14 protein-coding genes are annotated in these 20927 nt (G+C 47.1%); 2 read left to right on the top strand and 12 right to left on the bottom strand.

The annotated features are described in order from the left end of the window. Positions 1–16 precede the first annotated feature (16 nt). Positions 17–2614, bottom strand: coding sequence for a VolA/Pla-1 family phospholipase (locus CA267_RS18180; RefSeq protein ID WP_075609472.1), 2598 nt, complete (start codon positions 2612–2614; stop codon positions 17–19). Positions 2615–2933: 319 nt separating this feature from the next. On the opposite strand from CA267_RS18180, the gene CA267_RS18175 reads away from it, so the two are divergent. Further along, entirely contained in the window at positions 2934–3677 is a 744-nt protein-coding gene (locus tag CA267_RS18175; protein ID WP_075609473.1) for a YciK family oxidoreductase, read from the top strand. Positions 3678–3773: 96 nt separating this feature from the next. On the opposite strand, the gene glnS is transcribed toward CA267_RS18175, so the two are convergent. After that, on the bottom strand, positions 3774–5444 hold the full coding sequence (glnS, locus tag CA267_RS18170; RefSeq protein WP_075609474.1) for a glutamine--tRNA ligase: 1671 nt from the start codon (positions 5442–5444) through the stop codon (positions 3774–3776). 239 nt (positions 5445–5683) lie between these two features. Here glnS and CA267_RS18165 point away from each other — a divergent pair, with 239 nt between their 5' ends. Next, positions 5684–6715 (top strand): LacI family DNA-binding transcriptional regulator, encoded by a 1032-nt coding sequence (locus CA267_RS18165; RefSeq protein ID WP_075610073.1) that lies wholly within the window; start codon positions 5684–5686, stop codon positions 6713–6715. A gap of 101 nt (positions 6716–6816) precedes the next feature. On the opposite strand, the gene CA267_RS18160 is transcribed toward CA267_RS18165, so the two are convergent. From CA267_RS18160 to CA267_RS18115, 10 genes are all read right to left on the bottom strand, one after another. Then, a complete protein-coding gene (locus tag CA267_RS18160; protein ID WP_097349134.1) occupies positions 6817–7026 on the bottom strand; it encodes a hypothetical protein in 210 nt (69 codons plus the stop codon). A gap of 272 nt (positions 7027–7298) precedes the next feature. Continuing rightward, a complete protein-coding gene (locus CA267_RS18155) occupies positions 7299–8984 on the bottom strand; it encodes an alpha-amylase family glycosyl hydrolase (RefSeq protein ID WP_075609476.1) in 1686 nt (561 codons plus the stop codon). Between the two features lie 11 nt (positions 8985–8995). After that, the gene (locus CA267_RS18150; protein ID WP_075609477.1) at positions 8996–10471 is read right to left on the bottom strand and encodes an MFS transporter; all 1476 of its coding nucleotides are present in this window, start codon (positions 10469–10471) and stop codon (positions 8996–8998) included. Positions 10472–10516: 45 nt separating this feature from the next. After that, positions 10517–12364: a glycoside hydrolase family 13 protein gene (locus tag CA267_RS18145; RefSeq protein WP_075609478.1), complete on the bottom strand. Its 1848-nt coding sequence runs from the start codon at positions 12362–12364 to the stop codon at positions 10517–10519. Between the two features lie 302 nt (positions 12365–12666). Further along, entirely contained in the window at positions 12667–14478 is a 1812-nt protein-coding gene (locus tag CA267_RS18140) for an alpha-amylase family protein (RefSeq protein WP_232367574.1), read from the bottom strand. Positions 14479–14684: 206 nt separating this feature from the next. Next, positions 14685–15581 (bottom strand): PEP-CTERM/exosortase system-associated acyltransferase, encoded by an 897-nt coding sequence (locus tag CA267_RS18135; RefSeq protein ID WP_075609480.1) that lies wholly within the window; start codon positions 15579–15581, stop codon positions 14685–14687. A gap of 474 nt (positions 15582–16055) precedes the next feature. Then, positions 16056–16571, bottom strand: coding sequence for an RNA methyltransferase (locus CA267_RS18130; RefSeq protein ID WP_075609481.1), 516 nt, complete (start codon positions 16569–16571; stop codon positions 16056–16058). 338 nt (positions 16572–16909) lie between these two features. Beyond that, complete coding sequence (gene hutH, locus CA267_RS18125; protein ID WP_075610074.1) at positions 16910–18448, bottom strand: histidine ammonia-lyase; 1539 nt, start codon at positions 18446–18448, stop codon at positions 16910–16912. Positions 18449–18454: 6 nt separating this feature from the next. Then, positions 18455–20125: a urocanate hydratase gene (hutU, locus tag CA267_RS18120; protein WP_075609482.1), complete on the bottom strand. Its 1671-nt coding sequence runs from the start codon at positions 20123–20125 to the stop codon at positions 18455–18457. Next, positions 20122–20847 (bottom strand): UTRA domain-containing protein, encoded by a 726-nt coding sequence (locus CA267_RS18115; protein WP_075609483.1) that lies wholly within the window; start codon positions 20845–20847, stop codon positions 20122–20124. Before CA267_RS18115 ends, hutU begins: the two co-directional genes overlap by 4 nt. Between the last annotated feature and the right edge of the window lie 80 nt (positions 20848–20927).

Here is a 20927-nt window from a genome sequence, read left to right as displayed (position 1 = left end):
TCGATATTAGGCGTAACTAGTTTGCTACAACATCTTCGTTTTCAATGGGAAGAATCGTGGCATCTGATGCAATATAACCAGCCACTTCCTTCTGCATCTCAGTAAACACGGCTAAACCCGCCTCAGGATTTAAACTGGAGCCGTGTGCCCCCTGGTTAAACTGTACCTGGCCACTCACCGGTGACGTACCAGAAAGGGTAGAAGATACCTGCTGCAGCCCCAAAACCGCAGCCAACGCCTGTTGTCCTGACAACGGCAAAGTTGTGGTAACAGGAATTACCTGATCAGGCAGGTTTTCTTCGCCGCCATCTCCCACTACCGTCATCATATGCACTGGCGTAGTTTCAGCAACCATACCCGCATAGTTGTTAGCATCACCTGCATCCATAACGGTTTGCGCTGCAAAAGCAAACTCTGCTAACGTAGCTTGTACAGCCGCAGCTTGTTCTGCAGTCAAATTATCATTAAATACTGCAACTGCCGCTGTTAGCTGCTCTTGTGTCACGTCAGAAGTTTCATAAAGTTGCATCAATAATGCCTGGAATTCTTCTGACGATTCAGATAACAACAGCCCCTTGATTAACGGCCCGAACGTACGGGATTCAATTAGAAATTGAGCTACTCCGCCGCCCGGTGATTCAAGCGATGCTTCTTTAACCGCATAAAGTCCGTTCAAAGGTTCCAGTTCACCGCCCAGATTGCTGTTGGCTACCGCCGCAAAATTAAGCCCAGCAATAGCGCCCAACGATACGCCCATAACAGACACACGAGACAAATCAAAATTGACTGCTTGATCGCTTGTTGTGTCATTCAACGCATTCAGGCCAAGACGCAGGCCGAGTAAATCAGCAACGCTTTGCCGTAAATTGTCGCGAGCTGTCGGTAAACTCGCCAGATTCATATAGTGGGTCGCGCTAATTTCCGTAGCGTTGATTTCGTCGGTGCCATCACCGTCTAAGTCGAAACCACGACTGCCGTGCAGCGGCTGATCAATGGCTACTGTTGCTATACCTGCTAATGATAACGCTCCACTAATCGCCAGCATATCTTCTTTCTTACTGGTAATGCCATGAGACAAAATCACAACCGGCCAGCCCGCTTCAGGTTCGCTGATTTCAAACCCCAAACCTGCTGCAACATCAGGGTTAGGTACGGTAATTTGTACATCAAGCGTTTCTTTACCGTTATTACCGCCTGTTGATTGAGGAACGGGATTGAACCGGGTGATATTGCGAGCCGGGTCTAACATTTTACCGTTCACGCGCAGATCAGCTAAGCCCAGCTGTTGACACATCGCGTGGTTGGGTCCGGGCGTCGCCCCGGCTAACACTTCTTCTGACGCGCGAGCTAGCACAATGCCGCTGTCACAGGCCGCATGCCAAAAATCATTGACTGGCGCCCGTGGATTTTCCGCACTGGGAACACCCAGGTAATAAGGAAGAGATACAGTTCCTTCATAACGTTGGGCAGCGCAAAAAGCTCCCGCTTGTTGAAGAATGCCCTCCGACAAGGCGACTGCAAATTCATTTACCTCGGGACCCCAGGTTGATTCCAGCGCACCAGAAGTCGTACCTAATAACCCCTCACAGGTTTGTAGAAGACTAAAATCTATTGTTTGAATAAATGCTGCAGCTTCGGCAGACAGGTCCGCTATCCCTGTTTCAACAGCGTCTTTCAGCGCTTCCGCAGAGGCAAGATTAAGTGCTTCCATAGCATTGGGTGCCGCCGCAGGATCCGTGACAACAATAACTGGCAGCGCTTCGCCCGCTGAGGGATCGCCCGCTCCGGCACGAGCCGCATACTCGGCGACCATCACTTTTTTAAGACTTTGCAAAGCGATATCAGTCGACTGGGTAGTAAAAGCAGAAACATAGGTGATATCTTCACGATTTAGCCCCACTTCTTCTAAGGGGGTAATAAAAGAATTGACCAGACCCTGCAGTTGAAGCTGATCGTCAGTGGCCAGGGGCTTAGAATTAATATCCTGGCGAACCAGTTCCCACGTTGTAGAACCCGCGACCGCTTTGCCAGAGGAGTCTTTAAGATCTGTGGTCATAACTAACATATAACCATGAGCCGGCTTTAATGGCTTTAGCGGCACCACGCTAATGGTGTTGGCATCAATTAGGCTAAGTACATAATCTGTTCCGTACTGCAATTGTGCTCCTACCTTACAACCCGAAGAAGGTATCGCCGCGCTGGCACAATCGGGATCGCTTTGGTCCAACCCTAACGTGGCCTCATAAAGCATGACGCCTGCGGATAATGTATCACCATCCAGTGACACGCCTGAAGGTGTCTGCACATTAATAACGAATGGGTGCTGAGTTGACCAACCGTCCAAAACATTTAATGCGTTTTGCGGATCAGCAAAGTCAGTTGTATCTGCTACCGGAATATTTAACGTATAATCAAAAAAACCGTCGTCGCCGGGTAGCATAAGCAAATCATTGGGGATATTCAGGTCGCCATTTGCTGGATCAAACACAATACGGGAAAGCGGTGTTTGCACAGGTGTTTCATCCTGAATGTCTTCGATGGTGTCGTTGGAACCTCCGCAGCCAGCCAAACCCAACGCCAAAGCGATGCTGGAGCTGATAAAGAGTTTTCTCATTGTGTCTCCCTAGAATTTCATTGTTGTTATTCTGGACCTAAAATTTACCTTCCTATCGCCACCCTTAAAAGCTCTTATACGGTGCGGCATCAGGCGTCGAACGGAAGAAGTTAGACCAGTTACATTTCATCCAATATTATTGGCTTTGCAATAACTTTGCAAAGATTTGTTAACATTTTGCAAGTGGATAAATTTTTGCTGTAATTTCTTTCCTCCAGGTTTACAAAACACCCTCGCTGGGTATGATCTGCGTTCGATCATCACAATGGCTGTCTTTGTTTCATATATAAAGAATAGTCGATACCGGATAAATGAGGTTATGAATAATTATCAGGCGCCTGCGGGCTTGCTGGAAAACCGAACTATACTAATAACAGGAGCTGGTGACGGTATTGGTGCAGAGGCTGCAAAAACCTACGCTGCTCATGGTGCCACTTGTATCTTGCTGGGGCGCACGGTGAAAAAACTTGAAACTGTATACGACGCAATAGTTGCTGCAGGTTCACCGGAACCCGCTATCGTTCCGTTGGACATTAGAGGCGCGACCAAAAAGAATTACATAGACATGGCCGAGACAATTGCCGATCAGTTTGGCAAGCTTGATGGTATTTTACACAATGCTTCGGTTCTGGGACATTTGAGCGCATTTGCGGATATTGAGCCAGATGAGTGGCTTAACGGGATGCAGGTAAACGTAAACGGCGCGGCTTTTATGACCCAGGCGTTACTGCCACAGCTACTTAAATCGGATAGCGCATCGGTAATATTCACGTCTTCTGGTGTTGGCCGCCAGGGACGTGCATTCTGGGGCACATATGCAGTTTCGAAATTTGCCACTGAAGGCATGATGCAAGTTTTGGCAGCCGAATATGCCAAACGTAACGTACGCTTTAATTGTATCAACCCTGGCGCTACAAGAACCGCTATGCGGGCCAGCGCATTTCCTGCAGAAGATCCGCAGACGTTAAAAACTCCCGCAGATATTATGCCGCTTTACCTTTATTTAATGGGAAAAGATAGCGAAGCTGTAAACGGTCAGAGTCTGGATTGCCAACCAAAGTAAAGATGGCTTTGGCGGGTTTGACTAAAAACAAATTTGCGAAGATAGTAAAAAAAAGGCTGCGATTACAGCCTTTTTATCACCAAATTTTATTTGGTTCTAATTATCGTCAATTTTTGCCCACGTGTCTCGCAAGCCTACGGTACGGTTAAACACCGGCATAGCCGCGGTGCTATCTGAATCCACACAGAAATAACCCGTACGTTCAAACTGCCACGCCCCAGCTTCTGGCACATTTTCAGTTAACCCAGCTTCCACCCAGCCTTTTTTAGTGACCAGTGAGTCCGCATTAATGGCGTCGACGAAATCTTCTTCGGCTGCCGGATTGGGAACATTAAACAAACGATCATACAACCGGAATTCTGCTGCCTGACCCGAAGCGGCATCTACCCAATGAATTACGCCCTTTACCTTACGCCCATCAGCGGGATCCTTACCTAGGGTATCCGCATCATAGGAGCAATAAACGGTGATAACATTGCCCTGCTCGTCTTTCTCCACACGTTCTGCTTTTACTACATAGGCATTTCGAAGACGTACTTCCTTACCCAGCACTAAACGTTTGAACTTTTTGTTGGCTTCTTCGCGAAAATCTTCAGCTTCTATCCATACTTCACGGCTGAACGGAACTGATCTTGTTCCCATTGATTCATCATTAGGATGATTAGGCGCGGTCAACGTTTCCGTTTTATCCTGCGGATAATTCTCTATCACCAATTTAATGGGCTCTAAAACTGCCATTGCTCTAGGCGCATTTACATTAAGATCATCGCGAATACAGGCTTCCAGCATGCCCATTTCCACCATATTGTCCATTTTCGTGATGCCAATACGTTTGCAGAATTCCCGTATAGAACCAGCGGTGTAGCCTCGGCGGCGCAATCCTGCGATTGTAGGCATACGGGGGTCATCCCAACCAGAAACATGATGTTCATCTACCAATTGAATCAGGCGTCGCTTACTTAATACCGTATATTCAAGATTGAGCCGGGAAAATTCGTACTGACGAGGTTTAGAGTCAATCGATATATTATCGATTACCCAATCATATAAACGGCGGTTATCTTGAAACTCCAATGTACATAAAGAATGGGTGATACCTTCCAGCGCGTCCGAAATACAATGAGTAAAATCATACATCGGGTAAATGCACCATTTATCGCCGGTTTGATGATGATGGGCAAATTTCACCCGGTATAGCACAGGATCACGCATGCACATAAATGGTGATGCCATATCAATTTTCGCTCGTAAGCTACACTGGCCTTCGGCGTATTCACCGGCAGTCATCTTTGCAAACTCGCGCTTGTTAGTTTCGACATCTGTATCACGATAAGGGCTGTTTTTTCCCGGCTCCGTTAGCGTACCGCGCATTTCTCGCATGACGTCCTGCGGGGAAAAATCTACGTATGCCAAACCCTTTTCTATTAGTTCGCTGGCAAAAGCGTGCAGCTGATCGAAATAGCCTGAGGAATAACGCGCTTCTCCATTCCACTGAAAACCAAGCCACTGCACATCTTCTTTAATTGAGTTAACAAACGCGATGTCTTCTTTAGCGGGATTGGTATCGTCAAAACGCAGATTGCAGGTACCGCTGTAATCTTCTGCAATACCAAAGTTAAGACATATAGATTTTGCGTGCCCAATATGCAGAAAGCCGTTAGGTTCTGGCGGGAAGCGCGTTTTAACCGTAGTGTGCGCACCGGACGCAAGATCTTTATCTATAATTTGCCGGATAAAATTGGTCGGACGGTGATCAGTCTCGGCCATTCGCGTATTCCCCTTATTATTAATTTGAACAAAATTCGTGCCGTGAGTATAACACCGACCGCTCCAGGCCAAACAACATTTATTGTAAACCCCGAAGCGAGTGATTAAATAAACAGCGGCTACAGCTAATTAGCTGCTGTAAAGCAACAGTGAATTCAGAAAAAATCGTTCTGTCGACAAAATATGGTAATCTATCAGCTTTGGCGAAGTGCTGTATTCCGTTCCAAGAAATGGTGTTCATGAAAGAAAAAGCAACCTCTTTTGACATTGCCCATATTGCTGGCGTTTCCCAGTCCACAGTATCCCGCGCGTTGAATAACAGCCCGTTGGTTAATCAGGAAACCCGCGATCGTGTGCAGCGGATTGCCCGGGAGCTTAATTACAAGGTTGACAAAAACGCCAGTAATTTGCGAACCCAAAAAAGCAATACTATTGCTTTGTTGTTATTTGAAGATCCCACTTCTGATGATTCGATGATTAACCCGTTTTTCCTTTCCATGCTAGGTAGTATTACCCGCGCCTGCGCCAATGCGCGGTATGATTTACTGGTATCTTTTCAAAACCTTGATGATGACTGGCACGCGGAGTATGAAGATTCTAATAAAGCAGACGGGATAATTTTGCTCGGCTATGGCGACTATTTATCCTACCGCAACAAGCTTTCACAGTTGGAGGAGCAAGGCACCCATTTTGTGCGCTGGGGTGCTCATGATAAAGAGCATCCAGGAGTCAGTATCGGCTGCGACAATTACCAAGGGGGTTTCGATATTACCGAACACCTGGTAAAAATGGGACATCGTAGTTTTGCTTTTATCGGCGATGCTGGTAGTCATGCGCCAGAGTTTATGGCGAGACACCAGGGTTATGTTGATGCATTGAGCAAACACGGACTGTGGACCGAAGACACTCCACAATTCGATGCAATTTCGACGGAAGATTCCGGTTTTCACGCTGTGCAAGAATTGCTGGAACAAGAGGCATTACCCGACGCCATCGTTTGCGCATCAGATTTGATTGCAATGGGAGTATTAAAAGCGCTGCGGCTCAGTCCGTACTCCGTTCCTGAGGATGTTGCCGTAGTCGGCTACGATAATATTCAGGTTTCCGGTTTTACTACGCCGGCACTCACTACTGTGCAGCAAAATACCCGTTTGGCCGGTGAAATTCTGGTAAATACTCTCCTAAAGGCCATTGCCAAACAAGAAGTTCATGATTACCTGATGCCAGCGGAACTTATCATTCGACAGTCTTGTGGTAGCGACAATAGTTAACGTTGTGCTGCACGAGCGAGCATAAATTAAGGCGGAGCATGACACCCAGTGGCGATAGTCTGCCCGCTCTTTTTATGCCTACCTTTACTCGATACGCCAAATTATGCGCTTTCTAACCGTTCGGTAGTCTGCCGTGAGTTGTGACAGATTTTCAGCAGTGCATCGAAATCTCTCACTGTTTGCCCGTCAACAGTGCAGTAACCGCCAAAATAAAAGCTGCTCATAATTTTTCGACGCATGGTTTCAGTAATATCTTGCTTTTCCATAGCACAACTAAAGTTGCGGCTTTTATCAAAAAATGAAACGCTCATAAATAACTCCAAGATTAATGAGTAGGCGAAGGTAAATGCATCCTTTTTTGCCTTGCTGAAGAAGCTAAGCAAAGAAAGTGCCCAAAAACAAGCTGCACCTAATCTTTCGAAATCGATGTTATTGTCTCGCGAGAATATGACATTCTTACGACAATGGAAAAATCTTCTGCTTTCTCTGAGGAGATCCCATGTCTATGACAATAGCAATAAGAGTTTAAGGGAGAGAAAAAGAGCGGGCAGCAGACCGTTTACTGCCCGCGTTGAAGGTAGAATTACTGCGCTGCCATTCTGTTTTCCAGAGTCTGAATCAAGGTAGGTTCTGTTATTATCCCGTCCCGCACCCACACTTGAACGCTGTTAGCTGCTACCGATGTATTGAGTGTTGCGCCACGCGTTAATGATTTTGACTCTCCTGACAGTTGCTCTGTCCATTCACCGGCTTGAATAAAATCGTTCACCGAAAAAGACGCAGGTGCGTTACCTTTGTTCAGTAAGACTAATGCGGTCTGTGAAATATCACCTTCCTGCAGAATCCGATAGAAAGACGCTGTATTCCCCTGCAACTTAATATTAAGCTGTAACCCGCGCTGTAAGGCTGGAGTGGCCTTTCTTACCATTGCAATTTTCTTTAGCGCGTTATGAATTGGATGATTTTTAGCTTTTTCTATATTTGATTGGCCAAAATAGTTACGATTTCCTTCATGTTCGGCTGTTCCTCGCATAAACCCTATTTCTGATCCCTGATATACCACAGGAATCCCGCGCACAGTAAACAGCCAGTTATGCGCATTCATGAACCCAGCATCGGACGCATCCATACGCGGCATGTCATGATTGTCGTAGAAGGTGGTAAGCTCGTAAGGGTTGTTGTACGGCCCGTGGGTCAGGTACAGTACGTCCTCTAGCTCACCAAAATCGCTGTCTTTGTTGGTAAAAACTTCCACCATTGCTTTTTGCATGGGGAAATCCAGTACACTGATGCCGCCGTTTTTTGGCAGCGTATGCTGAGCGATAAAGTTTGCGTCATATTGAAAGCTTTCTCCAAACATGTAAAAGCCTGGATGTGCTGAGCGAATTCGATCAGACATTTCCCGCCAAAAGCTGTGCTTCACGTGCCGAATGGTATCGATGCGAAATGCATCAGCCCCTTGATCAATCCAATAAAGATAACTGTTTATCAGATAATCTTGTACATCAGGATTATCCTCATTCAGGTTAGACAACTGGGCAAGATCAGGAAAATCATGGAAGAATGACTGCAACGGCTTTGAGGTGTCTAACTCTTCAGGAGGCAAGTTTTTATGATCCGCTACCAGCTTACCCTGCGCATCGTATAACTCTCCAAACCCAGGTTGGTCAACGGGCATTGTGAAGCTGGGAGAGCCATGATTGGCGACAATATCAAAAACCGTTTTAAGGCCGTGATTCTGTCGCATGCTTGTGGTGTAGTCTTTAAACGATAAATCTTCGCTGACAAGATGTTCGTCAGCTTGATAAAAGTTGGTCGCCCAATAGCCGTGATAACCGGTTTTGCCGCCGTCTTTAAACTGCCCGCCGTATTCGATGGGTTCGCCGCCAGTGAAGGCTTGATCAGGATTATCAACAACCGGCGTCAACCACACCGCAGTAAAACCCATGTTTTTGATATAGTCAGCGTTATTTAGCACGCCTTTCAAATCGCCGCCCATATATCCAACATTCGCCGACTTGCCATCCGGCCCCTGTAGTTCTAGCTGCCATGTGGGATGCTCCCCACCCTGATCTGGGTAATTGTTCTGCGAGTCGCCATCGACAAATCTGTCGGTCATGACAAAATAAATGGCTTGGGCGGTGAACGGTTCTTTGGTTCCATAAAATGCTTGTGATGCAGTTGTCACAGAAGTCCGGTCTGTACCAGCGCAACCGCTGATTACGCTGGCGATGATTGCAGGCAGCAACGCATATTTTGGCAAATTCATAATTATTCCTTCTATTCCACGACAGGTGGCGGCAAGTGATCAGGTTCTTTAACAAAAAATACAGCTATCGCGCCCACTATCATGGACAATCCCGCCACCACAATGATGTACTTAGCTTCATTATCAAAAACCGTACTTAGGATGAGGCCAGAGAATAATCCGGCAATTATCTGAGGAATGGCCACGGTGAAGTTAAAAATTCCCATGTAAACCCCGGTCTTATTTGGTGGGAGTGCTCCAGCGAGCATTGCATAAGGCATTGCCAAAATGGCCGCCCAAGCGATCCCTACCCCTAACATTGGCAACAGTAAGTTGACAGCGCCTGCAGGTACAGTGACTTGTGTAATAAGTAAATTGACATCCACCGGAGTAAGATCTTGAAAGAACATGAAGCTGATATAACTCATTCCGCCTAGTGCCAGTGATAGCGAGTAAATCAGTTTACGTCCGAAGCGATCTGCCAGTTTTGCCAGAAAGACCGAGAAGATAGCGGCAAATACGGAATAAGCGGCAAACAGAATACCAACCCAATCTCCCGCGGCGCCTTTAGCGGCGATTATATTTTCTGGCACAGCTGCAACGGTAGCAATATAAGCAGGATCAAACCATTTTTTGTCTACATTCCAAATATGCTGGGTAATGGCTGGCATGGTGTACACCCACATTATAAATAGTGCAAACCAGGAAAAAAACTGTACCACAGCCAGTTGCGCCATGGTTTTGGGCATGGTGGTAATGAGATTGAAAAACGCCTTAAGACGCTGACTCGGGCTTAACTTTTGACCGTGTTCCTGCTCAACAGTTTCTGCATCTACACCTTTATAATGGTAGTATTCTTTGGGCGAATATTCTCGAGTCCGTATTACTGTCCAGATAACCGAGCCTAACAGTACCGTCGCCCCCAGATAAAAAGCCCATACTACTGACGGCGCGACTTCGCCGACCCGTGCAGTATTGTCCAGCCCCACCACATTGGTTAACACAAACGGCAAAATAGAACCAATGACAGCACCAATGTTAATCAGCAGCGCTTGCACCGAATAGCCGATATTCCGTTGAGATGGCGGTACCATATCCGAGACCAGAGAGCGAAACGGCTGAAAACACACATTGAACGATGCGTCCATCAGCGCCAGCATTAGCGCACCGAAAAGCATAGGAACCATAAATGCAACAAATAAAGGCGCATTTGGCATCAGTAACATGCCGATTGCGGCGGCAACCGCTCCTACTAAAATAAAGGGCCGCCGGCGACCAAGGCGATTCCAGGTTCGGTCCGAAGCCGACCCAACAATTGGCTGAACAATTAGGCCCATAACCGGCGCTACCAGCCAAAACAGTGATAAAGAATGTAGGTCGGCGCCGAGATCTGAAAGTATTCGGCTGACATTGGCGTTTTGCAGAGCAAACCCGAACTGCACGCCCAAAAACCCGAAACTGACATTCCAGATTTGCCAAAAGCTTAACTTTGGTTGTTGTGTTTGCATAAAAATCTCTTAGTTATTGTTGTTCTTTACTGCCGGCAAAACACCTTACTGCAGAATCCAAACCGTTGCACTGTTAGCAGGAACTGGCAACGTATTCTCAAGCGCTCGCGATTGTTGAGAATCCAGTTTTTTGGCAATCGCAAACGGCGCCAGATGCGAGGCAAACCTCTTAAGCTTAAGGTTAATGTCTTTCGCCTGTTTGTTGATCACGACGAGCACTGCTTCATTGATATCATCTTGATGACGCAGATAAACATACACACCATCCACAGGCGCAAAATGGGTAAGTCTTCCCGTCGCCACTACCGGATGGTTTTGACGTAAGTGCAGCAGTGAACGAACACGCTGCTGTGCTTGACGCTGGTGGTCGCTTAAACCTTCTCCAGTAAATGCATTTACTTTATCTCCTTTCCAACCTCCCGGAAAATCGCTGCGAATGATGCCATGATCTTCTGTACCTGCATTTCCCATTAAAATTTCTGTTCCGTAGAAAATTTGCGGAATCCCACGTGTGGTGAGCACATAGGTCATTGCCATATCCCAAAGCGCCTGACTTTCATCCAACTGGGTAAAAATCCGGCTCATATCGTGATTGTCGGCAAACACCACGAGATTATACGGGTCGCCGTAAATAAAATCGCTGGTCAAAATATCGTAAAGCGACTTCAATCCTGTTTCCCAGCTTTCTTTTTCTTTCAGCGCCGGTGCAATCTGTGCCTGTAATGGAAAATCCATTACACTGGGAAGATAGCTTTTATAATCATCGTATCTGTTTGTTCCCCGCTGCCAGTAAGAGGTAATCAGCGGATTGGTAGACCATTCCTCCCCGACAATATTGAAGTCAGGATATTCCTGCATTAGTCGGCGGGTCCACTCAGATAAAAAAGCACGATCGGAATAGGAATAGGTATCTACGCGAATTCCGCTTAAGTCAGCATATTCTACCCACCAGATCGCGTTTTGAATTAAATAGGTAGCAAGGAAACGGTTTTGCTGATTGAGATCCGGCATTGAGGGAACAAACCAGCCATCGCTGAAAGCTTGTTGATCTTCTTTAACGCCATGGGGATCATGTAGCGATTCTCGCTGATGAGTTGTCGGTGTAAACTCGCCCCGATTATGGATCCAGTCTTTTGACGGTGCATCAGTCATCCAGCTATGACTACTGCCTATGTGATTAAGTACCATATCCATGATAACGCCAATCCCTTTATCCCGTGCTTTGGCGCTGAGGGTTTTATACAACTCGTTGGTACCGTAGCGAGGATCGAGTTGATAATAATCGGTGATGGCGTAACCGTGGTATGAATAGCTGTCCATCGCATTTTCCAGTAGCGGCATCGTCCAGATCTGCGTAAATCCCATTTCCTTCAAATAATCAAGATGATCGATGATCCCCTGAACGTCGCCACCGTGACGTCCACCCGGCGTGGTGCGGTCTAACCTTTCGGTATAGCCTTGGACGTTATCGTTTCTGGTATCGCCATTGGCAAACCTGTCGGGAGTGAGAAGATAAATGGCATCTTTTGATGAAAACCCCTGCCGCTGTGCAGAATTTTTCCTGCGGCTGGCCAGTTCATATTCAACAGTGGTAACAGTGTGACCCTCTTTGATAAATTCCAAAGTAAGCTGGCCAGCGGCTGCATCTTCTATGACTAAATCAATAAACAGATAATTGGGGCTATCCAGAGAACTTACTTTCTTTATGGTTACCCCTGGGTAATCAGTACTTACCTTACTGTGAGCGATGTTGGGTTCATACACCATTAACTGTAGCTCGGAAGACTCCATCCCCACCCACCAGTTCGGCGGCGACACCACAGCGGCGTTGCTGATACCAGACCACAGTGCGAAGGAAAGACATAAAGATATTACTGTTTTCAGATTAGGCATCACATCACTTATTTCGGCTGTTAACAGGACGTTAAGATAATGAGTGATAGTACCCCTTCGCCCCGTCCAGACCAAACGAATGCATACGTATTCAGCGTACACAATAAACGTAAAAGGTACTGGATGATGAGTATTTGTACAATGGAGGAGAAACCATGCAGCTTATGCCGTCAAAACCCGTTTTTAGGTTACACGTAACCAGCCCTCAGCTTTTCTGAGCATAAGCTGAGGAACCTTTGCACAGGCGCGCATTTTTTATTCTGGTGTATGGTTATACGAATGCGCATTAATGTGAATTAGCATCATTCAAGCTCATAAACTTTTGACTCCAGGGGCGCAAGATCAACATTCAAGCTGGCTTTACCGTCTTTCACAGTAAGTGAATTGGTTTGACCCGTTAATAAATCTTTCACCATAATTGAGCTTTCAAGATTCCACGCAGTAACAAGAGACGCCGGTAACGTAACAGAAATTGAGGTGTCACTTGTGGAATCGAAATGACTAATGACAATGAGCCTGGAGTTGTCTTTGTAACGAGCAAACGCAAGCTGTTTCTCACTATACGCACTGCCATTCCCCAGGCTAGTGGTGTGTAAACTGGTGTAATCACCGGCCATGGCTTTGTGAAAAGCTGCTATACCCATGACTTTTTCGTAATATGCCCGCAGCGCTTTTTCTTTGTCGGTGGATTGACCGCCATCGAACTTGCCGTTGTTCATCCAACGTTGATGGGCAGGTACTCCGGCATAATCAAATATAGTCGTTCGCGAAGGATCGCCGAATCCCATATCCTCACTGCCGTCCTCTCCTACGTCCTGTCCAAAATAAAGCATCATTGGTGAGCGGCTTATCAGCGCCGACACAACAAGAGCCGGTTTGCCTTTCACCGCGTTTCCGGCAAACTGCGGGCTGGCAATGCGTTGTTCATCGTGGTTTTCAAGAAAATGCAGCATATGGCTTTCGATATCTTGCATATCCTCCTGCACACTTTCTAATGCAGAGGTATCGCCGCTGTTTTGCATAACTGCTTTCAACGAATCATAAAACGCAACCTTGTCGTACAGATAGTCCATTTTGCCGAGCTGAATATAATCGCGGTAAAGCTCAGGTTGGTAGACTTCTGCTAACAAGAAAGCGCTGGGATTTTCCATTTTAATTGAGGAATTTAAAAAAGACCAAAACTCTACCGGTACCATTTCTGCCATATCGTAGCGGAAACCGTCGACGCCTTTGCGAAGCCAGAAATGCGCGATATTGCGAAATTTGTACCATGAGTCGGGCAACGACTGCTTCGCCCAGAACTCGGCGTGGGCCGCGTAGTCTTTTGTCCGGTAGGAGTCAGGTAATACCGGAAAATCGTAGCTGCCATCCGGCTTAACCCCATAATTTACTTTGACAGTCTCATACCAGTCGTTAACATCGGGCTGAGCGGTGCGAGCGCCGTTACCAGTCCATTTGGCTGGACTTTCATTAAATTTTCCGTCGGCTAGCGGGTGTGGTTCGCCTCCTAAAGGCAATGTTGATGCGCCCGTTTGCGGAACGACGAAATCTTTTCCCACCACGTAATAGAAGTTGTTATCTCTTGCATATTCAACATTGGTGTTATCTTGCGCGCCAAAGTTTGCCACACCTTCTGGTAAGTTCATGGATTCATATTGTCGGGCAACGTGATTGGGGACAATATCTATAATGACTTTCATACCATGGGCATGAGTGCGACTAATAAGCGCTTCAAACTCAGCCAGTCTGTTAGCAGGGTCTTCGGCTAAGTCAGGGTCAACATTGTAGTAATCTTTTACCGCGTATGGAGAACCAGCACGTCCTTTAACGACGTCAGGATCATCGCTGGAAATACCGAATTGGGAATAGTCCGCTACTACTGCATGATGAGGGACGCCAGTAAACCAAATGTGAGAGGTGCCTAGCTTTTTAATGTCAGCCAGAGCCTTATCGGTAAAATCGTTGAATTTACCTACCCCGTTTTCTTCACGGGTGCCCCAGGGTCTGTTAGTTGTATTGGTATTACCATAAAGGCGGGTAAAAACCTGATAGACCACAGGTTTAGTATGAACCACGGAGCTAAGGTCGTCGCCATAAGCGTTTGAAGTTGACATGTCGACTCCGGGAGCATTTTCGTTTGCCATCGGAGTACATGCTCCGAGCAACGACATAAGCAATGTACAGATCACCCCTTTCGGCAGGGATTTTTCAGCGGGACAGTACATGAATAACTTCCTATGATAACGGTTATCCTAGAATAACCGTTAAAGGAATGTTAACCACCTATATGCATACGTATTCAAATGTAAAATTAGTAGAATTACGCTGCACGGCGTTGTTTGCCATCCTTTTGTGTAAGTGAAGACGGTTGGTGACGAAAAATTGCGCCAAAGTTGGGAATTTCTTCCAACTCCTGCATAATCTTACGCTGAAAACGTTGTAATGCAGGGGAAATCTGCTGCATAAATTCTTCAGGAGATAACTGATACGCCGCCCGCTGACCATGATATTCAATTTCATGCCCTAGCTGCTGGAAATTGATCCCCAGCATCTTCAAACCGCGAGCAAGCTTTGGTTCCATCATTACATAAACATTTTCGATGTCCCGAAGCACACATATGCTGGCAGCAAAAAAGTAAAGTGCCAGCGATAAATATGGGAAATTTCTTCCAGGTTCGGATTTACGAAAGCCCTTATGTAAGGACTTACCGGTAACAGGAGATAAAGAATTATCTGATTGGCGGCGACGGAAGCGTTTGGGGATTGCTAAGCGAGAAATTTCGCAGATGGTTTGTCTTGGATACCGCTGGGGACTATGATCGTCAATTCGTATGGCTTCTGGACAATTATGCTCCAGTGGTAGAACCTGGCCCGGATGCTGGGGCATTACCAGCCTTACTGTTCCCGCACAATCTCCGGTGGCTTTGTGCTTGATGTAACAGCTAAGCGCATATTCATCAAACTCGTCATACTCCATTTTTGTCTTATTTTGTTGCTCAAAACCCAGTTCTTCACAATAAACCTGATGTCGCGTACGAAAACACACACGCTGCTCATCCTCTTCGTGAGCAACAACTAAGGTAAAGTGTTCAAAAAAATGACTGGCCGCCGCATCAATGGCTTTGTTGACTTTCCGACGGATCACAGGACGAAGCACCTGTTTGATACCCGGAACTTGATGCACTTTTTTAAAAGCGTTTAACAAGCGACGTTTCACTCTGACTCCCGTTTATTTTGGTCTATCGGATTAAGTTGAGTCTTCTTTGAATCGCTTCCGTGCCAGCCCTTAGTTTCAGATCCACGCCAGATCGAGCTTAAGGGCAGTACACTGCCTGATCACCCTATTAAAGTAAATAGTAAAACGTATTTTATATTCAGTTAATTAGATGGATATAACTATTTATAATCGTTATTTTCAGGCGGGAAATGATTCCGCTCTGGCCAGCATAATCAACAATCGGGCCAGCTTGAGCATTCTTATTAATAATAGGTAATTTACCAGGAGGATAAATGGAGTTTACGCGATAGAAGCAGAGCCATAGGCCGCGCCGGACGGGTGCTGCTAATTTATCGATTACGCGAGACTTTTATTTTTAGATCAAAACGCCACTTGTGTTCGCAGCCCGTCTTTCCGTTCCCTGCCCTTTCTAAACGTATCTCTTTGGCAACACCCTGTACATATTTTTACACTTTAGGGACGCTTGGGGGCGAATTTTAGCCTGTTGTTCTTATCGCGACTGGCTTTGATAAGCTCGTCGCTGGCGTCATAGTCACTTTTGGCAAGACGATCATAAAGTACAACATTTACTGTCGCCGCTAGATTCATACAGCCTTGCGTCGGAACGTACACTACGTCATCACACTGCTGCAGAACGCCTTTGGGTATAGAGCCATCTTCAGGACCAAAGATATAATATGCATTCAGGGGATGATTATATTCGGGTAGTGGTGTAGCTCCTTCGGCAAGTTCAACCGCGATGACTTTCGCGCCCGGCTGTTTACCTTCAAGAATGAAACCCACCCCTTGAGCGGGGATAGTTTTATGCACCGCTTTGGTATCAGCGTTAAATGCTTTTGCTCTGGTATATCTTTCACCGGTATAAAAAATCCTGCTGGCACCGTAACAACCTGCCGCTCGTAGCACCGCTCCTACATTGGTCGCTGACTTTGGGTTGATCAAACCGATACTTACATGTTGTTGATTCAAAAGATTACCAGTAAAAATAAAAGAAACGAATTATGGCAAAACCAGCGTGTAAAGTCAGCTTCCTTCGTTGCCAGTACGCCAGTTTATTCAGCATTTATCTAAGATAATAGAATCCGGTAGCTCCGATGCAAAACCAGAAAATGATGGATGGATAGTGGTTTAATAAAACAACAAATGTGCGCATGTTTTGAAGGAGTTATGATGACTTACCGCCCAAGTATCTCTGGTGTTACCTTTCGCCGACACTTATTAAAAGGTTGATACGGTACAGCCTCTCTAGATTTACAGAACAAAGCCGGTGAGAAATTCCCGGCCCCGATGCCAACAAATGACAAGTATTATGTAAGAATGAAAGCATTTACATTAGCGGATACAAGGTCGGCTAACTCATGCTTCATAATTAACTCGCACGCTCCGGCAATGTCTGGCGCAAAATAGCGGTCTTTGTCATAAAAAGGCACGACTTGACGTAAGAGCTGATGAACTGCCGAAAGCGGCTGACTGGTAGTGAGTGGAGCACGAAAATCCACTCCTTGCGCGGCGGCGAGCCACTCAATGGCTAAAATGCCAGCGACATTCTCATAAATGTCTTTCAGTCTGCGCCCTGCAAAGGTTGCCATAGAAACGTGATCTTCCTGATTGGCAGAAGTGGGAAGCGAATCAATACTTGCCGGATGGGCCAACGTTTTATTTTCGCTAGCCAACGCGGCACAGGTGACCTGCGCAATCATAAACCCTGAGTTCACACCTCCGTTCTCAACCAAAAATGGCGGCAAACCGCTCAGGCTTGAATCAATTAGCAGTGCCATGCGCCGTTCAGCAAGAGCACCAATTTCAGATAGCGCTATCGCCAGCATATCCGCGGCCATTGCAATAGCCTCAGCGTGAAAGTTGCCGCCGGAGAGAATGTCGTTACTGTCGGCGAAAACCAGTGGATTGTCTGACACGCCGTTGGCCTCTGTCACCAATGTTTGCGCCGCATAACGCATTTGTTGCAAACAAGCTCCCATTACCTGTGGCTGACATCTGAGTGAATAAGGATCTTGTACCTTGGCACAGCCTTCATGGGAGCGACCTATTTCGGATTCACCCAACAACGCGCGAAATATGCTTGCCACATCCCGCTGGGCCTGATGACCTCGCACTTCATGAATACGATCGTCAAACGGTACGCGCGACCCTAATGCGGCTTCAACACTCATTGCCCCAATTGCCATGCTGCTCAGCAGTGCATTCTCCGCGAAAAATAAACCTTCTAACGTAAACGCAGTCGATGCCTGAGTACCATTAAGTAATGCCAGACCTTCCTTGGGTGCTAACGCGATGGGCGTTAAACCAGCGGCCTGCAACCCTTTAGCGGCAGGCTGTCTCTTGCCATTAAGAATTACTTCCCCTTCACCTAATAACACCGCACTCATATGGGCAAGAGGAGCAAGATCACCCGAAGCGCCCACAGAACCTTTTTGTGGAATTGCTGGCCAAACCTGGTGATTGTAGAGGGTAATTAGTGCTTCGATGACTTCACGGCGAATACCGGAAAAACCGCGAGCCAGCGAGTTAATTTTTAACAGCATCAGCAAACGCACCGTTGAGGTCTGCATAATCTGTCCGATACCCGCAGCATGAGACAGCACAATACTTCGCTGTAGCAGCTCTAGCTCATCTTCGGCGATTCGTGTATTCGCAAGTAAACCAAAGCCTGTGTTGATACCATAAACGGTGCGGCCTTCCTTCAGAACATCTTTGACAGTCTGTTCGGCAGCGTCAATACCGGCGTGGGCAGATTGAGCCAGTTTGAGCGGCGAATGGGTGCGAAAACATTGTCTACAGTCATCCAACGAGAGCGTGCCGGGATGCAATTCGAAAAAGTTGTCCATCATAATTTACTCCTTGTCCATCATCGGCAAATCCAGACCGTGCTCAGAAGCGCACTTTCTCGCAATCTCATAGCCGGCATCAGCATGGCGCATAACGCCAGAAGCCGGATCGTTATGCAGTACCCTGGCAAGACGCTTATCGGCATCGGTGGTGCCATCACACACAATTACGACACCGGAATGCTGGCTAAAGCCCATGCCCACGCCACCGCCGTGATGAAGGCTCACCCAGGTAGCACCACCTGCGGTGTTTAGCATTGCGTTAAGTAACGGCCAATCGGATACTGCATCAGAACCGTCTTTCATGGCTTCAGTCTCACGGTTTGGAGAAGCAACAGATCCGGAATCAAGATGATCGCGCCCAATCACCACCGGTGCTTTTAGTTCGCCATTTCTCACCATCTCATTAAATGCCAATCCTAACTTTTGACGTTCTCCTAACCCTACCCAGCAAATACGAGCTGGTAGCCCCTGAAACTGAATTCGCTCTCGAGCCATATCCAGCCAGTTGTGCAAATGAGGATTATCAGGAATCAATTCTTTGACTTTTTGATCGGTTTTGTAGATATCTTCTGGATCGCCAGATAACGCCACCCAGCGGAAGGGACCGATGCCTTGACAAAACAGCGGCCGAATATAGGCGGGAACAAAGCCCGGAAAATCGAACGCATTTTGGACGCCCGCCTCCATTGCCATCTGGCGGATATTATTGCCGTAGTCTACTGTGGCCGCACCTTTGCGCTGAAACTCAAGCATTGCCGAGACTTGCAGCGCCATAGATGCTTTCGCCGCTTTCACCACCTGCGCTTCGTCGGCCTGGCGGCGGGCGCTTGCCTCTTCCAATGTCCAACCTTTGGGTAGATAACCGTTTAAGGGATCGTGTGCGCTGGTCTGATCGGTCACAACATCGGGTACTACTCTTTTTCTTAAAAGCGCTGGAAACACCTCTGCCGCGTTGCCCAATAATCCTACTGATACCGCCGTGCCTGCTTTTTTAGCCGCGTTAATCATAGCCAAAGCTTCATCAATGGTGGTGGCCTTTCTATCGAGGTATCCGGTTTTCAGTCGTAAATCTATTCGGCTCTCGTCTACCTCGACGGCAATCATCGAAAATCCTGCCATCGTGGCGGCCAACGGTTGAGCTCCGCCCATGCCTCCCAGTCCACCGGTTAATATCCAGCGGCCTTCAGCTTTGCCCTCAAAATGGGCTTTGGCAATGCTGACAAAGGTTTCATAAGTACCTTGAACAATTCCCTGCGAGCCAATATAGATCCAAGAACCCGCTGTCATCTGCCCGTACATCATCAAGCCTTTTCTGTCCAGCTCGTTAAAGTGCTGCCAGTTAGCCCAGTGGGGAACCAAATTAGAATTAGCAATCAATACACGAGGGGCGTTCTTATGGGTGGGAAATACGCCAACTGGCTTACCGGATTGCACCAACAAGGTTTCATCATCATTAAGCCGCTTTAGCACTTCGATTATTTTATCGTAGGCTTCCCAGTTTCTAGCGGCGCGCCCTATTCCACCGTAGACGACTAACGATTGCGGATGTTCAGCAACGTCTGGATCCAGGTTGTTCATCAGCATGCGAAGCGGCGCTTCGGTAAGCCAGCTTTTCGCGCTGAGTTCGGTGCCGCGAGGGGCAGAAATAACGCGTGTAGGGTCGTTTCTTATCATTTTTTTAACTCCTTAACGGGGGCATCAAATTGCAGATGGCCGCCCAGTCGATAGCGATTGCCGGGGTGAGTCAGTAAAGCAAAACTGACTATTCCCCGTGCAGAATAGGTGCGTCTGGTAATGCGCAGACAAGGCTGTTGAAGAGGAATTTCCAGTACGTCTGCGTCTGTATCTGAGGGAAGCATTGCTTCAACAATATGGTCCGCTTCAGTCAGAGGAGCGACGAGATTAAGATACTCATTGGCTGTAACTTTGTTGAAATCCTGCTGGAGATAGTCGGGCGCCCACACTGGGCTGACGAGCCTTTCTTCAAGTTGCACCGCCACCTGATTCTCATAATGCACCACCCGCGTGAAATAAAGCTCAGCCCCCGGCGCGACCCCTAACCATTTGCTTTGTTGCTCGCTGGCAAAAATTTTATCTTTAACTAGTAAACGTGCCTGGTACTGGTGACCGCGGGATCGAATCTCTTCTTGAACACCGACAATTTTCAGCATAGAGCTCATCGGACGGCTATCCGACACAAATGTACCCAGCCCTTGCGAACGCGCAAGAATTCCTTCTTCAACCAGTTCAGTCATTGCCCTGCGGGCTGTCATGCGACTGACCTTATAACGCAACGCCAGCTGGTTCTCGGAATCAATTTGATCGCCCGGCTGCAGTTCTCCGGATTCAATAGCATCGAGCAATGCAGATTTAATCGTGATGTAACGCGGAAGCATTAATGTATTCCTTTGGGCAGAATACGGCACACTTTACTGCAAGCCACTTGTATATACAAGTATGCACAAGTAGACTGTAA

Origin of the sequence: Alteromonas pelagimontana, from assembly GCF_002499975.2 — a bacterium.
In the GTDB taxonomy this organism is placed as follows: Bacteria; Pseudomonadota; Gammaproteobacteria; order Enterobacterales; family Alteromonadaceae; genus Alteromonas; species Alteromonas pelagimontana.
Note: the sequence above shows the minus strand (reverse complement) of the source record. Positions and strands in the feature narration are given on the sequence as shown.

What these genes read in the sequence shown, in the direction of transcription:
- CA267_RS18180 (WP_075609472.1), bottom strand. Translation starts at nt 2,614, where the DNA reads ATGAGAAAACTCTTTATCAGCTCCAGCATCGCTTTGGCGTTGGGTTTG.
- CA267_RS18175 (WP_075609473.1), top strand. Translation starts at nt 2,934, where the DNA reads ATGAATAATTATCAGGCGCCTGCGGGCTTGCTGGAAAACCGAACTATA.
- glnS (WP_075609474.1), bottom strand. Translation starts at nt 5,444, where the DNA reads ATGGCCGAGACTGATCACCGTCCGACCAATTTTATCCGGCAAATTATA.
- CA267_RS18165 (WP_075610073.1), top strand. Translation starts at nt 5,684, where the DNA reads ATGAAAGAAAAAGCAACCTCTTTTGACATTGCCCATATTGCTGGCGTT.
- CA267_RS18160 (WP_097349134.1), bottom strand. Translation starts at nt 7,026, where the DNA reads ATGAGCGTTTCATTTTTTGATAAAAGCCGCAACTTTAGTTGTGCTATG.
- CA267_RS18155 (WP_075609476.1), bottom strand. Translation starts at nt 8,984, where the DNA reads ATGAATTTGCCAAAATATGCGTTGCTGCCTGCAATCATCGCCAGCGTA.
- CA267_RS18150 (WP_075609477.1), bottom strand. Translation starts at nt 10,471, where the DNA reads ATGCAAACACAACAACCAAAGTTAAGCTTTTGGCAAATCTGGAATGTC.
- CA267_RS18145 (WP_075609478.1), bottom strand. Translation starts at nt 12,364, where the DNA reads ATGCCTAATCTGAAAACAGTAATATCTTTATGTCTTTCCTTCGCACTG.
- CA267_RS18140 (WP_232367574.1), bottom strand. Translation starts at nt 14,478, where the DNA reads ATGTCAACTTCAAACGCTTATGGCGACGACCTTAGCTCCGTGGTTCAT.
- hutH (WP_075610074.1), bottom strand. Translation starts at nt 18,448, where the DNA reads ATGGACAACTTTTTCGAATTGCATCCCGGCACGCTCTCGTTGGATGAC.
- hutU (WP_075609482.1), bottom strand. Translation starts at nt 20,125, where the DNA reads ATGATAAGAAACGACCCTACACGCGTTATTTCTGCCCCTCGCGGCACC.
- CA267_RS18115 (WP_075609483.1), bottom strand. Translation starts at nt 20,847, where the DNA reads ATGCTTCCGCGTTACATCACGATTAAATCTGCATTGCTCGATGCTATT.